The 15,089-nt window shown below is 48.1% G+C and carries 8 protein-coding genes; 4 read left to right on the top strand and 4 right to left on the bottom strand.

Annotated features, from left to right (window positions below; translation table 11 throughout):
* Window positions 1-143 precede the first annotated feature (143 nt).
* The 3 genes from rplS to SFV55_RS00485 all read right to left on the bottom strand — a co-directional run bounded on the left by rplS (window position 144) and on the right by SFV55_RS00485 (window position 5,306).
* The gene (rplS, locus tag SFV55_RS00495; RefSeq protein WP_320027489.1) at window positions 144-524 is read right to left on the bottom strand and encodes a 50S ribosomal protein L19; all 381 of its coding nucleotides are present in this window, start codon (window positions 522-524) and stop codon (window positions 144-146) included.
* A 154-nt stretch (window positions 525-678) separates the two neighbouring features.
* Window positions 679-2,946: a PKD domain-containing protein gene (locus tag SFV55_RS00490; protein WP_320027477.1), complete on the bottom strand. Its 2,268-nt coding sequence runs from the start codon at window positions 2,944-2,946 to the stop codon at window positions 679-681.
* Between the two features lie 89 nt (window positions 2,947-3,035).
* Window positions 3,036-5,306 carry a PKD domain-containing protein gene (locus SFV55_RS00485; RefSeq protein ID WP_320027476.1) on the bottom strand — a complete coding sequence of 757 codons (2,271 nt, stop codon included), beginning with the start codon at window positions 5,304-5,306 and terminating at the stop codon, window positions 3,036-3,038.
* Window positions 5,307-5,425: 119 nt separating this feature from the next.
* Between SFV55_RS00485 and SFV55_RS00480 the strand changes: the two genes are divergently transcribed.
* From SFV55_RS00480 to SFV55_RS00465, 4 genes are all read left to right on the top strand, one after another.
* Window positions 5,426-6,028 carry an L-threonylcarbamoyladenylate synthase gene (locus SFV55_RS00480; RefSeq protein ID WP_320027475.1) on the top strand — a complete coding sequence of 201 codons (603 nt, stop codon included), beginning with the start codon at window positions 5,426-5,428 and terminating at the stop codon, window positions 6,026-6,028.
* Between the two features lie 81 nt (window positions 6,029-6,109).
* Window positions 6,110-6,988 (top strand): helix-turn-helix domain-containing protein, encoded by an 879-nt coding sequence (locus tag SFV55_RS00475; RefSeq protein WP_320027474.1) that lies wholly within the window; start codon window positions 6,110-6,112, stop codon window positions 6,986-6,988.
* A gap of 71 nt (window positions 6,989-7,059) precedes the next feature.
* A complete protein-coding gene (locus SFV55_RS00470) occupies window positions 7,060-7,446 on the top strand; it encodes an ester cyclase (RefSeq protein ID WP_320027473.1) in 387 nt (128 codons plus the stop codon).
* An 80-nt stretch (window positions 7,447-7,526) separates the two neighbouring features.
* Window positions 7,527-8,036 (top strand): hypothetical protein, encoded by a 510-nt coding sequence (locus SFV55_RS00465; RefSeq protein WP_320027472.1) that lies wholly within the window; start codon window positions 7,527-7,529, stop codon window positions 8,034-8,036.
* Window positions 8,037-8,112: 76 nt separating this feature from the next.
* Here SFV55_RS00465 and SFV55_RS00460 read toward each other — a convergent pair whose 3' ends face one another.
* Complete coding sequence (locus tag SFV55_RS00460) at window positions 8,113-14,958, bottom strand: PKD-like domain-containing protein (protein WP_320027471.1); 6,846 nt, start codon at window positions 14,956-14,958, stop codon at window positions 8,113-8,115.
* Window positions 14,959-15,089 lie beyond the last annotated feature (131 nt).

The following is a 15,089-nucleotide window of genomic DNA, read 5'->3' as shown; positions in this document are numbered from 1 at the left end:
ACGGAAAAAGCAGATCATCACACTTGGCAATTTGGATTGCCAAAAGGGACTGGTAAGCAGTCGGGTATCAGACAATAGTCCAAAACAAAAAAGGATTCCAACCATACAGCCGAAATCCTCTTTTATGCAGAACCAAAAAACAATTATCCCTGAACCTGGGTAACGTTCTTTTGGAATTTACGCTCCTTGATACGGGCTTTTTTACCAATGAGGTCACGCAGATAGAACAAACGAGCACGGCGTACTTTACCACGCTTGGTTACTTGAACATCTACGATATTAGGAGAAGCGAATGGGAAGATACGCTCCACTCCAACGTTATTGGAAATTTTTCTTACGGTGAAGGTTTTAGTCGCTCCAGTACCTTTAACCTGGATCACATCACCACGGAAAGACTGGATACGCTCCTTGTCTCCCTCGATAATCTTATAGTTCACCACTACATTATCACCCGCGCGGAAAGCCGGAATCTCCACTTCTCTAGCTGGAGTCAATTGCTCATGAACAAACTTTATCGCATCCATCATGCAAAAATTTTACTTTTTTCTTTAGCCGTGCAAAGGTAAATGATTTTTAGAAATGAAAAGGGTTTTTGCCAAAAAGTTTTTTTTCTTGTAGAAACGCACGGCCCTGCGTCTCTTTTCTACGCAACCCATCCCCTACCCTACGTTTATACGATCAACGCACCAAAGTCACAAAACCCTTGAGTTCATAAGGATTCCCCCGTGGGTCGCGGTAGGTCACCAACACCACGTAGACGCCTGGAGGCGACTCTATCCCGGTGTTGAACTTGCGTCCATTCCAGCCTTGGTTGGGTTGATCGCTTTGATAGACCATTTCGCCCCAACGGTTCCAGATGGTAAAATTGAAGGCTTTGGCCCCCGCCATCACCCCTACCCCTTTAAACTCGTCATTGACCGAATCGCCATTGGGGGTAAAGGCATTGGGTAAAAAATAGCGTACTTCCGGTCGAATGTCCAGGATTTTATCTAGAGTGTCCAGACAATTCACCGAATTGACCACAATTTGCCGGACCTTGATTCGCCCGGTATCGATAACCGAAAAACTCGGACTTCGCTCCGTAAAATTCCGGCCATTGCTGAGTTGCCAATTCCAGCGGATGGCTCCTTGCGATTCATCAAAGAGGTTGATGACCGGGGTTAAGTTGGAAGCAATCGGGGGATCGATCATGAAACCTGCCTTTGGCGAAGGGCGTACTTTGATCAAATCGGGAAATACCGTATCCGTTTTACAGCCAATCGGAGAAGTAATTTCCAGAGAAACGGTAAAGATCCCCGCATCCTCATAAGTATAACTGGGGCTTATGACTCTAGAGCGCCCACCATCCCCAAAATCCCAATCAATTTTATAGGTAGAATCGATGGGAAAAGAAAGGTTGTTAAACTTGACCCTCAGTGGGGCACAACCCTCCGAGGCGCTGGGCGAAATCACCAGCAAGGCCGGGACAGGGAAGTAATTGATGGTTTTGGTCAACTTTTCAACACACTTGTTGGTATCCCGCACAGTCAAGGTAACCGGGATTTTGCCGGGACTTCGGTATTGGTGTTCGGGATTTTGTTGCTTGCTGCTGCCTTTATCCCCAAAATCCCAATTCCAACTGGTCAGGAACTTGCCGCCTGAAACCGATTTATCGGTAAATTTCACCGGCCCGGCTACACAGGTATCGTATTCATATTCAAAATCAGCATCTAATGCTGGATAAATGTTAACGAAGATTTTAGCCGTATCTCCACATTCCGTGCCTTTGTTCAGAATGAGCCGCCCATTGTAAGTACCAATTCCAGGGAAAAGAATAGTAGGTTCCCATTCGGTGGAGGTTAATTTGCGGTTGTTCAGGTCAAATTCCCAATCGAAGGTGCGGATAAAAGAACGGGGTGTACTCTCGTTGATAAACTTCACCTCGGTAGGCCCACAAGAGTTGACGAGGTATTCCTTGTCCTTGATTTTAATGTCCTCCTTGATGTCTGCGATCAGTTTGGGATCACATTTGGCCACGTTGAACTGGAAGTCTCGAAAAATTCGACTCAACAAAACCCCATTGCGGTATTCGGAGACACAAACCCCTACCACGTATTGCCCAATGGGATTGGGTTTTCCTGTTATCAAACCAGTTTGTGGATCAATGCTTAGGGCTGGATCGCCACCAATTGGACTGGTAGCAGAATACAATGGTGGGCGGAAAGGCACAAATTTGTAGGGTGGAGGGCAACCAGGACTGGGATAGGCACCATCACAAGTGTTGTAAATAAAAGGTTCGAGGTTATTTGCGCCCCCATCAAAAGGAGGACAAAATTCATACACCAGTTGATCTCCATCGGCATCCCGGGCCGAGTGGTCGTACTTGAGGTTAAAATTGGCACAAACTACGGTTGGAGGAAAGGTATTGAACTCCGGGCTATTGTTGCAAACCCGTTGAGCCTCGGGGGTAATTTCTACCATATAGGTCGCACCCCAGGTGTCGGGATTGACAATATTGGTGATGGTTTCGTTGCGACAACAACGTTGGTAACTGATGAAATAACTGTTGTCGGGGCTATTGGGCAAGCGAAGTCCAAAACGACTCAGGCGGAATATGTAAATCCCTTCTTCAGTACAAACTGCCGGTGGCTCCAGGCAGGGGTAATCGGGGCGGTCAATGTTTCTGCGCTCAGTCAGGGGTACGTTGAGTCTGGCCAAAGCACTATTTTGTCCATTGCAGGGTGCGGTAGGGCCACAACGGTACACACCAATAAATGCTACCGGGTCAATTTCCGCACAACGGGTGCAAAAACAATCGCGGTACACTTTGAGGGTAAATTCATAATCGCCATTCCCCAAACAGCGGTAAGTCATCGATCCACCAATGATGTGGCGGCCATACAAAGCAGCAGGGACCAGGGCAAAACAAAAAAGCACAATGCGGTTCCATCTCATAGTATTCTTCATATCCTGTCTCGTATCTTGGATTTGACTTTAGGCACACAGGGCCACTTGGCCATATTGTATACGAAAGTCACCATTTTTTTCCTTAAATTCTACCGCAAAAGGGTGATCGTACCTTGTTTAGTGACCGTTTTGCCAGCAGCAGACTGAAAAACCAGTTGATAAAGGTATACACCCTGCGCACAATTTTCTCCCTGATTGTTCACTTTGCCATTCCAGGCAGCTTCCGGGTCAGTGGTTTGAAACAAAAGATGCCCCCAACGTGAATAGACCCTGAACTCATAGCCGCTAAATCCCGGCAGTAACCCTAATGGTTTAAAGACTGCGTTTGCGGCGTTTCCGTTGGGTGAAAAGGCGTTGGGAACGTATAAGGCATCCACTGCTTTAATTTTAACCAGTTTGGTCACCGAATCCCGGCAAAACTGCCCGTTGCCGACGACCAGCTTTACCGGGTATTCCCCTTCAAAAGGAAAGGAAAAAACGGGGTTGCGTTCGGTAGTTTTCCCTTTACCTCCAAAATCCCAGTTCCAGTTGTCGGCTTGAGTAGACGTCTCGGTAAAAGTTACCTCGGGGTTGCGGGCACTAGGTTCTTCTGGGCTAAAAGTGAAGTCCACACTGGGTTTTTCAACTACTCTAATGGGGGCATTGGCATTGTCGCCTTGTACCATACAACTACCCGGAGCAGATAAGCGGTAAGAGACCACATAAGTACCAGGATTGAGGTAACTTTTGTTTACCCTAAAACCGGCACCTTTGGTCCCATCGCCAAAATCCCATTCCACCATATACCGAGGGTGGTTCATTACGGGAGGTACTTCCAGGGAAAGGTTCAATTGTCCGGTTTGGGTACATACTTCTCGTGTGGAAGCTTGTAAGCGCACAGCATTGGTTGGTGCCGGAAAATAGTCGATATTTTGTCGGGCCGTATCTCGGCACCCCGTATTGGTCAAAATGGCCAAACTCACCGGGTAACTTCCGGCCAGGGTATAATTGTGCCTGGGCGAGGTTTCAGCAGCTGTCATGTTGTCGCCAAAATTCCATTCTACACTGCGGTAAGTGGCGCCCTGGTTCAATAGGGAGGTATTGTTGAATTGGATAGGGGCAATGTCACAAGCGGGCAAAATGGCGTCAAACTGGGCTTTGACCGAAGGAAAAACCTGCACAAAAACCCGGGCGGTATCCGTACAAACGGTGCCTGGATTGAGGATCATCAAACCAGAGTAATTGCCAGGTGCCCCAAAATCAAAACTGGCATCTTTGGTGTCCCGTGCTTCCGTTTTGCCGTTGATGATGAATTCCCAACGGTAGGCGAATACTTTATCCAGGCCTGTACTGCTGTTGCTAAAACTCAGGTTGGGTTTGTTGCAGGATTTGACCCAAAAGCTGCCTTGCCCATTGCTGCTGTCCGATTTGACCATGGCATCAATGGTAAAATTACAGTTGCTGACCTTAATCTGGATGTCACGGCGAATCATGCCGATCAAAACTCCATTGCGGTATTCTTTTACACAAATGCCCATGGTGTATTGGCCGAGGGCACGGGGCAAGGCCCGCAAAATGCCAGTAGTGGAATCAATGCTTATGGTGCCTACATTCCCCAAAGGACGGTTGAAGGAAAAAGTAGGCGAAAAAGGCAACTCCTCGTAGGGGCCAGGCGTAGCTGGATCGGGCCTGATGCCTTGGGCGCTGCTGGCCAGATGCATATCGTTTTGTCCGCCGCCTAAGGGGCCACCACCGAGTAAAGGTGCACAGAGGTGATAAGTCAAACGATCACCATCTTTATCGGCTACTTGCAGTTGAATGGCCGAGGAGATGCCCACGCACAATTCGCTTTTGGGCGCTGCCGTAAATCTTGGGCTGCTGCTGAGGTTGCTTTGCGCTTGGGGGCTGATTTCCACCGTCAAGGTAATGCCTAAAGTGCCGGTGCTATTGGGAATGTTGTTGACAGACGCATTGCGGCAACATACCTGGTAGGTCAATGTGTAGGCTTGGTCCGAACGCACCAGTTCCAAAGTGTCGCTGTATACAGCCTCCTCTTCGCAAAAACCGGGTGGTACAATCAAACAAGGATTGCTTTGATCTGGCGGCACCTTGTTTATTTTCGGGCTGCTGATGCGCAAGTTGCGCAGGGGCCGGAGGTTGTTGCCTAAATAAATGGCAATGGGAACCGAACGATCAAAAGCCGCGCCACCGTTGCAATCACGCACCAATACCAACACCACCCGGTACAACAAGGTATCACTGCCAACCCGTCCACCTTTAAAGCCAACAAACTCATAATTGATTTCACCCCCGATAATATGACTACCCTTTAAGGTCGTGGAGCTTACCATTCCCGCCAAAATCAGGCATATAGTAAGCAATAAGCGGATAGGTCGAACCGTTAATGAGGTTTTGAAAAATAGCCTTGTACAAAAATTAGCACTCATTTTACACATGCGTCTGATTTTGAAAAACAGGGGACAAACCTGGAATGAACTACATGAAGATGACCTATACCAACGTAAAACAAATGGCGCAGCATTACGATTTTGAGGGCGTAGAAAAAATTTTGTCATCTGGAGGACTTGTACTGCTGCCGACAGATACCCTGTGGAGTATTGCTTGTTTGCCTAGCCAGACCGCTTCTCTCAATCGGCTCATTCAACTCAAACGCCAAAATTACGCAGATAATTTTGAGCTCATGGTCAATTCTATCTCCATGCTCAAGCATTATGTCGACCATTTGCACCCCCGCCTGGAAACCCTGCTGGCCTATCACTTGCGCCCGCTGACCATGATTTTTGACAATCCATCCAATTTATCTCCCCTGGCCTTGAATGCCAACGGGCAAATCCACATCCGCATCGTGCAGGACCCCTTCTGCGCCGGACTGCTGGAACAACTCAAGGAACCGCTCATCAGCACCTATGCACATACGCATGATGCAGTGCCTCCCATCAATTTTGGAGCCATCAGCTCCGAAATCATTCAGGGCGTGGATTATGTGGTAAAATACCGCCAAAATGATAAAAATATGGATGAATTGCCGGTGATGGTGAAGTTGTTGGAGGATCAGGAGGAGTTGGAGTTTGTACGGGAGTGAGTGAGTTGAATGGCGATCAAGTAAAAGTACTTTTGGCTTTTCGCCTTGCAATAAACTTCACATTTTCATTATCTTGTGGCTATGAAGTACCTGGTTGAAGCAGATGCCATAGCCCTGTTAAAAAATCTCGTAACTGCCTTGATCCCTTTTGCTCAAGCGCAGCAAGTGTCAGTTTATTTCCATGCGAAGCCAGAAGAATTACGGATTCGTTACCATCCTGAAGAAATCTGCATTGCGCTCAGCAGCTTACTTTGCCGCATTATTACCTTTACGCCTCAAAACGAATCGGTTAGCTTAAGTGCCAACTTGGTCAATACCACTCACTCCTTTTACTTGCAGCTCAAAATTCAAAACACAGGAGTTGACTTGTCCCGGATCGGGGAAATCACCAAATCATGTAAATTCCCCATTACTGTACATTCAAAAGAGGAAGGTGGAACCTCCTACGAGTTGCAATGGCAAATGGAACGGTATCCCGATCCTTCCATTGATAACCATAATCCTAATGTGAATATCCCGCCGCAAATCCGAGGCTTTTATGCAGAAATTAGAAAGCGATTGCAGTCTCATTTTACTCAGCTTGAGCATAAAATCAGCTCGATTGCAGCCCATAGCCCACAGGATGCCATTTTTCTACAAAAGGTAAATGCGGTCATTTTAGCCCACCTCGACAATGAAAACTTTGATGCCAATTATTTGAGTAAATCTATGGCTATGAGTCGAACTCAACTTTTCAGGCGCTTAAAAAATGTAATTCAGGAACCTCCCGCTCATTACATACGCTGTTTTCGGCTACAAAAATCTAAGGAGATGTTGGAAACCTCGGATTACAGTATTGGAGAAATAGCTTTTAAAACTGGGTTTAAAAGTCAAAGTCATTTTACACGCATTTTTAGAGAACGATTTGGTGTACGACCTTCTGCATTTCGACGGCATGACAAAAAAGATCGCAACAACTAGGCTAAACCTTGCAACAATTGGGCTAACACCAACACTTTAAAATAGTCTAATTTTGAAATAAAAAAATTACTATGGAAAATTTGATGCAAAACAAGGAATTTATCCTGGAGTATTTCAATGCCATTAGCGGTGTAGAGAAAACGCCCGAATTAGTGGGTCAATTCACCACCGACCAGCACCTTATCGAGCACATTGCTTTCTTCGACAGCGTTTTCCCCAAGTATGAGCTGTTCGCTGACGAAATTACAGCTGAGGGCAATCGCGTCATCGTTCGAGCACGAATGACTGGCAAACATGAGGGCGAATTCAATGGCATTCCTCCTACCTATCGTTCTATTGACTTCCCTTTTGCCATTGGTTATGAAATTGAAAAAGGAAAAATTGTGAGCCATTGGCTCATCGCTGACCAAATGCATTTGCTTGAACTTTTGGGTATCGAAAAAGCAGTAGCAGAATAATGAGTAGCTGCTCTATTTAGGCGACCAATGGGTTAATTTGCCTGGCGCTAGATTATATTATCACTTTTAAAAAATTGATTATGAAAATTTTATCAACAATTGCCACCTTGTTGATGGCCTACTCTTTTGGCGTTGCCCAAAACACTGACGAAGAAGCCATCAAAAGTGTAATCCAAACGGAAACGATTAGCTTTTACCACTGCGATGGTTCAACCTGGGAAAAAAGCATGTTGCCTGTTGAACACCAATCCTGGGTTGTCACCAATTTCAATGACCCTGGCAGCGCAGCTACCGGAAAGGGTCTGAAATTCATCAACAACCTGAAAAACTACCTCAACAGTCCAGGATGTAAAACGTCGGAGCCTAATATTCAATACAGCGATTGGAACATCCAGATCCGCGGCATGGTTGCCTGGGCAGCCTATAAAGAGCGTAGCACCATGGTTGATGGAACTGAGATTGACGCCTACAACCTCAAAATCCTCGAAAAACAGGATGGACAGTGGAAAATAGCAGCCACTAGTTCGGTTTGGGATTTTAATAAATCCAGCAAACCCTGGAACCCCAAGGCAGGTTCAAACAAGAATTAATGATAAACAACAAGTGACGAACCCCACCCCAAACCTGGGGCGACCGTTCGTCACTCGTCCTTCCTTCATTCGTCTTCTACTTCAACAGCACCATCCGCTTCGTCTCCACGAATTTTGCCGTCTCCAGGCTGTAGTACAACACCCCGGAGCCACGCAGCGCCGCCGCCTCTACATTCAGGAGATTCCAACCCTTGTTGTATTCACCTTGAATTTGGTAAAGCACTGCACCCTTCACATCCCGCACGGTCAGTTTGGTTTGGCTTGCTTCGGGCAGGTAGAAGCCGATCTGGGTATTGCCCTGGAAGGGGTTGGGCACGTTTTGCAACAAGACTACCTTTTCCGCTTCAGGTTGTTGAGCCGCTTCTACCATGTAGTCCAGTAGAGCCGGAGCAATGGGCTTTTGAGTTTGGAGCGGTTTGTCCAAACTGCTTTGTTTTTGCACCAACTCTTTTGGCTGAGAGGCAATCTCAGGCAGTTCAGTCTCTCTGAATCCAGGAGCTCCTTGCACGGTAACCACCACATCGAAAGAAGCGCCTAAAACATCGTCTCCGGTACCATTGTTGTCGCGCCAATTCGGGCCATTGGTATAAGGCACAATGGTGTACACAACCACCGCAGCTTGACGATTTCGGTTTTTCAATACATTTTCTTCAAATACCGAGCCGCGTGGGCGGGTATAGGGCGCCTCACTCACCCCATCTACACTATCCGGATTGCTGATGGCTTGCACCAGGTATTTTTTCCGCTTTTTGGGTTTAACCTGGTTGACTTTGATTTGAGGTGCGGTATTGTGTGGGATGGTTTCGCGGAAAGCAGTTGGTTCCGCCTCCGGACAACGTTTGCCCATGCTGTTCACTTTTACCACCACAGTAATGGGTTCGCCAATACACCCAGCAGCCTGGGAGCCCACCGGGGTGATCGTATAGGTCACTTCGGTGCGTTTGCGGGTCAGGTTGACCAGGAGTTCATCGATGGCGTTGACCCCAAAGGGCACTCCACTGCCACTTCCGAGCCCCACCCGGGCTACACCGTAGGTCGCTGTCCAATTGAAGGTTGCACCCGGTGCGGCATTGGGGTTGAGCACGGTGATATCGGCGGGGATGCCACTACAAATGGTTTTCCCACTGGCTACTGCATCAGGAATGCGGCCTATCACCACGGTAACTGGTTTTACGTCGAAGCACCCTGTGCTGGCGATCGTGCCTTTGATGAAATACACTCCAGCATCGGCGCCTTGAGGGTTAGCAAAAGGCAAGGTGGTTGCGGCATCCCGCCAATAGGTAAGCGTCAGCCCTGTGCTGGAACCCGCCGTAATCGCAGCCTCCCGCAAGTCGACCAAAGAGGTACATCGGGGAGCTGGGTTGTTGGTAATCAGGACTGGTTTTGCATTTACCGTTACTGTCACCTGAGCATTATTGGGGTTATTGCACCCATTGGCGCTCAAAGCGTATTGGTAAACGACGTTCAAGCTACCGGAGCTCGTATTGAGTAAATTTTCATTGATATTTCCACTGCCACTGGCTGCTGCATTGCTAATGCCGTTTACAGCCGCCCGAGTCCAGGTGAACTGGGTTCCGGCAACATTGCTGCTCGGTGTATAGGCAAAGGCCGTCCCGCTGCAAATGGCCGCCGGGTTGAGATCGCCGTTAAAGGTTGGAATCGGATCAATCGACTTGTTCACGGTGAAGGTAGCCGGGTTGGTACAAGCATTGGCGCTCAACGTAAACACATAAGAAACCGTGATTGCGGCATTGGTGCTGTTGGTCAGCGTTTCAGTGATTGGCCCAAAACCATTGGCCGCAGCATTGTTGATGCCACTTACCGCTGCCCGTGACCAACTGAATGTGGTACCTAGCGTAGCACTCGTAGGCGTATACGTAAAACTCGTACCACTACAGCTCCCCGCCAAGGCCAGATCAGAACTAAGGCTCGGCTGCGGATTCACCGTTACAACCACACTGTTGCTGATGGTATTGGCGCAGGAATTGGCGCTAAGCAGGTACACATAGGTGACATTAATGGGGCTGGATGTAGTATTGGTCAGGATTTCATTGGGGTTACCTGAACCGTTCGCTGATGCATTGCTGATGCCATTCACTGCTGCCCGACTCCAGGAAAACGTTGCTCCGGTCGTCGCACTGGTAGGTGTGTAAGCAAAAGTAGATCCGCTACAAATGGCCGGTGGGTTTATCGTACTACTCAGGGTTGGTTTGGGATTTACGGTCACCGTCACATTGTAGGTTGTTGTATTGACACAACCATCCACATTCAGAGTGTAGACATAGGTCACATTCACTGGTGTGGAGCCTGTATTGGTCAGCGTTTCATTTGGATTCCCCATTCCATTACCTGCTACATTGCTGATGCCGTTAACAATAGCACGGGTCCAACTGAATGTCGTATTGGGCACGGAACTGGTGGGAGTATAGGTAAAGATCTGACCACTACAAATGGCTGGAACCGAACTGGCACTGGTCAAGGTAGGAAGGGGGTTCACCTCTACCTCTACATTGTAGCCCACGGGGTTACTACAATTGTTGGCACTCAGTCGGTAAACGTACACCACCGTAACTGGTCCGTTGGTGGTGTTGGTCAATACTTCAGCTGGGTTTCCCGTTCCACTGGTAGCAGGTGTGCTGATGCCAGACACAGCGGCACGTGTCCAAGTAAAGCTCGTTCCTTGAGTCGAACTTTTGGGCAAGTAGCTAAAAAGGGTACCACTACAGATATCAGGGGCAATGGTTGTGCTGGTCAAAGTAGGCAATGGATTGATGCTTAATTCTACAATACTGGGTGAAATCGTAGAGCAGCCATTGGCCGTAAGGGTGTAGCGGTAAATCGCACTCAAGGGAAAGGTAACCTCGTTGGTCAAGGTTTCATTGATGGCACCATTTCCGCTGCTGGCAGTATTGCTGATGCCCTCCACAGCATTGCGGGTCCAGGCAAAAGTGGTATTGGCTAAATTACTGCTTGGTGAATAGCTAAAGGTACTACCACTACAAATGGCCGGAACATTGACTGAACTGGTCAATCGTGGGCTTGGCTTTACACTCACCGTTATATTAACAGGATTGGGGTTACTACAATCAGCCGAGGTGATGGTAAACGCATACACTACGTTGATGGCCGCAGTGGTAGTATTTTCCAAAATTTCGCTTACTTCGGCTGTACCATTGGCGGCCACATTGGAAATGCCGTTCACTGCGGCCCGGGTCCAGTTAAAAGTAGCATCGAATGACCCACTCAATGGGGTGTAATTGAACGTACTGCCACTACAAATGGCTGGTGGGTTAATTTCGCTGATTAGGGTTGGAAATGGTTTTACACTTACCACCACATTGAAGGTTTGTGGGTTGCTGCAGCCATTGGCACTTAAGGTATATACATAGGTTACTCCTATAGGCAAACCTGTAGTATTTGTCAAAGTTTCATTCGGATTCCCGGTACCAGTGGCGGCAGCGTTGCTGATGCCATTTACGGCGGCACGGGTCCAGGTGAAGGTGGTGCCTTGTATTGCACTGGTCGGGTTATAGCTAAAAACTGTACCACTGCAGATAGCGGGAGGAGTACTGCTGCTACTCAAAGCTGGCGGCTGGTTGACCAAAACGGTGACGTTTGTGGCGGCAGGGTTGGCACAACCCGCAGCACTCAAGGAGTATGCATAAACCACATTGATTGGACCGTTGGTCGTATTAACCAATGCTTCATTGGGGTTACCTGTCCCACTCGCCGCAGCATTGCTGATGCCCGATACCACGGTGCGCGACCAAGTAAAAGTGGTGCCTTCAGTTGCACTGCTGGGTGTATAACTGAAGCTTGTGCCACTACATATCGCAGGCGGTGTAAGGCTACTATTCAAGCGGGGAATGGGTTTGACCCGTAATGTGACATTCCTGGGGTTTGGATCTGAACAGCCACTGGCACTCACCGTGTAGGCATAAATGACCGTTACGGTATCCGCAGTGGTGTTCACCAAGGTATCCCTAGCCGCCCCAGTTCCATTTTTTGCGGCATTGCTAATTCCATTCACTGCGGCTCTGGTCCAAGTGAATGTGACGTTGCTGCTACTGCTGGTGGGGGGGTAAACAAAAGGAGTACCACTACAAATTGCAGTTGGAGTCAGCGTGCTACTGAGCAAAGGGCTCGGATTCACGGTTACAGTGACATTCACCGGAGTCGGGCTGGTGCAGCCTCCCAGTGTAGCGGTGTACTGATAAACTACATTTACCGGATTGGTAGTGGTATTGGACAGAATTTCATTGATTCTGCCTGTATCGGTTCGCGCCGCGTTGCTAATACCTGTTACTGCGGCACGGGTCCAGTTGAACGTTGCTCCTGCCCGATTGCTAATAGGGATATAGCTAAAGTTCGCACCACTACAAATTGCGGGAGGAGTGAGGCTACTGGTCACCTGCGGGATCGGACTTACTTTTAGTTTCAAAGTGGGGGGCATAGGGTTGCTACACCCATTGGCAATCAAGGCAAAAACATAAGTCACTGTAACTGAGGTATCACCACTGTTGTTTAGGGTTTCACTGATGGCCCCGGTACCCATACTGCCAGAGTTGCTGACTCCATTTACAAAGGCGCGGGTCCAGGTGATGGTGGTTCCCGTAGTAGAACTACTTGGCGTGTAAGTAAATGGGGTCCCCGTACATTGCATTAGCTGGGCCGTTGGGCTAGTCAGTTTGGGGATTGGATTAACCACGACCTGTATGCGAAAAGTATCCGGTTGAAGACAGCCTCCTGCACTTAAGTTAAAAAACTCGTAGGTCACCATCACCGGGTTCGCCGTCGTATCATTAAGGGTTTCGCTGATGGGGCCCATTCCGGTGCTTGCTGGGTTGCTGATCCCTGGTACTGCTTTGCGGCGCCATTGGAAAGTTGTGCCTGGCACATTGGTTGTGGACGTATACGCAAAACTAGTCCCGCTACAAACGGCAGGCGGGCTTAGCGTACTGGTCAGGACGGGTAAGGTTTTTAAATGTACAATGAGGGTATCGCTGTCAGATACTGGCATGCTACAGGTATCCCGTACGATACAAATAATGGTATCCAAATGGGCTAGCGTATCAATGGTAAGTATGGTATCTGTACCAACCAGATCTCCATTCAAATACCACTCAAAAGTAGCGGTAGAATCTGCTACCAAGGCATTGGCTTCAAATCTAATCGAGTCCCCCGGACAGATGGTGTCGCCCGGAATGGCATCAATGAATACAAAGGTCGTTGGGCAATCCGTGAACACAAAACCGGGTAGAGTCAAGGTATCTCCCCGGACAATCACTGCCACTTCTCCAGAAGCACCGACACCCACTACTGCCTTGATTATAAGGGGGCTAACAACCTGAAAAAAGCTGGCGGCAGTATCACCAAAGCTGACCTTGGTGGCTCCAGTCAGGTTATTTCCGGTAATGGTGATGGTGTCACCTGGTCCTCCGGTCATGGGGCTAAAAGAAGTGATGGCGGGAGGGAGGTCGAAGGTGGTACGGAAAACAGAGACGGTATTGGCATTCTGGTTTACCACCGCAAAATCCGGTATATTGTCTCCAGTCAGGTCGACAATTACATTGGCAAAAGGTGCTGCTCCAGTTGCCAAATCCACCTTGGGTGCCAAACTGATGTTTCCGTTCGTGCTATTGTTTTTAAAGATGGATACCGTGGATGGGGTCATGGTCGAAGTAGCATTGTTGGAAACGGCTACTTCAGCTTTGCCGTCACCATCCAGATCACCCACTGAAATACGAATAGGGGTAGTACCCGTAGTAAAATCTACTTTGCTTGCAAATCGGACGGTATCTACCTTACTGGTGTTGCGCAATATGGTCAATTTTATACCTTGGTCAACTACCAATACATCTAGTTTCCCATCTCCATCGATATCCCCTAGAGTTGTTCCAAAAGGGAAACTTCCTGCATCAAAATCAACCTTGGCCGCAAAATTGATATTACCGGATGTGCTGATGTTGCGCAAAACCGAAATAGTACTATTTTGAGCATTCCCAGCGACAATGTCTAATTTTCCGTCACCATCAATGTCTCCAATGGCCAGGGTAAATGGTTGGCTTCCTACTGTAAAGGTGATCTTGCTGGCAAAAGAGAGAGTACCAATCTTACTGGTGTTGCGGAGGACGGATATGGTTCCTGCAGAGGAGTTGGCAATGGCCAAATCGGGCTTTCCGTCCCTATCCAGGTCTCCGACGGCAACAGCCTGTGCAGCACCACCTGCACTTGAATCAATGCGGGCAGCAAAGCTCATTTCATTGCCGCTTGAAGTGTTCCTGAATAAAAACACCTTACTTGCCGTTGAACTGGTTGCTGCAATGTCCAATTTGCCATCACCGTCTAAATCATCAACTGCTACTCCGGTTGCACCCGCGTTCAGGGTTAAATTGAAACGTGGGCTAAAGGATACTGCGTTGCCGGTACTGTTGTTGCGGTATATCCGGATCGATTGTGTCACGGAATGAGCGATCACTAAATCAGGCTTACCATTACCATCCATATCGCCAGTGGCTAAACCACTCGGGCGGGTTGCGGTCACGGAATCCACCTTTGCCGCAAAGGACATGGCATCAATGCTCAAGCCAGAACTAAACGTAACTTTAAAAGGCAAGGTGCTTTGGGCACGCAACCCACTGACTGTATTCAACACCGTAATGGGTTGGTAATTGGTTCCAACTGGCACCGTAACCGTCAGTGTAGTAGCAGTTGCTGCATTTACAGTAGCTTTTACCGGGCCGAAATAAACCACATTATTAGCGGCAATGGTGTTGAAGTTGGTTCCTGTGATGGTAACGGAGCTACCGATGGGCCCAGAACTTGGAGCAAAGCTAGAGATGCTTGGAACTTGGGCAGAGAGAAAACCCCCTATCAGGCATGCCGATAGGAGAATGCATAGTTTTTGGATCATAGTATTCATGGTGATATAATTATCAATAGACTTGCGTTTTAATGTGCCACTCAAAAAGAAGCATCATTTCAACAAGTACAATTCCCATCCGGCAAAAATAACTTTTTCTATTGTTATGGTGTTTTTTTCCTCATCTAATC

Source organism: Haliscomenobacter sp., from assembly GCF_033763495.1.
GTDB lineage: Bacteria > Bacteroidota > Bacteroidia > Chitinophagales > Saprospiraceae > Haliscomenobacter.
The sequence above is the reverse complement of the archived record's forward strand: the minus strand, read 5'-3'. Positions and strand labels throughout refer to the sequence as shown.

Bases quoted from the DNA above. Each gene is read 5' to 3' on its own strand.
- SFV55_RS00470 (WP_320027473.1), top strand. From the start codon at position 7,060: ATGGAAAATTTGATGCAAAACAAGGAATTTATCCTGGAGTATTTCAAT.
- SFV55_RS00490 (WP_320027477.1), bottom strand. From the start codon at position 2,946: ATGAAGAATACTATGAGATGGAACCGCATTGTGCTTTTTTGTTTTGCC.
- SFV55_RS00475 (WP_320027474.1), top strand. From the start codon at position 6,110: ATGAAGTACCTGGTTGAAGCAGATGCCATAGCCCTGTTAAAAAATCTC.
- SFV55_RS00465 (WP_320027472.1), top strand. From the start codon at position 7,527: ATGAAAATTTTATCAACAATTGCCACCTTGTTGATGGCCTACTCTTTT.
- SFV55_RS00460 (WP_320027471.1), bottom strand. From the start codon at position 14,958: ATGAATACTATGATCCAAAAACTATGCATTCTCCTATCGGCATGCCTG.
- SFV55_RS00480 (WP_320027475.1), top strand. From the start codon at position 5,426: ATGAAGATGACCTATACCAACGTAAAACAAATGGCGCAGCATTACGAT.
- rplS (WP_320027489.1), bottom strand. From the start codon at position 524: ATGGATGCGATAAAGTTTGTTCATGAGCAATTGACTCCAGCTAGAGAA.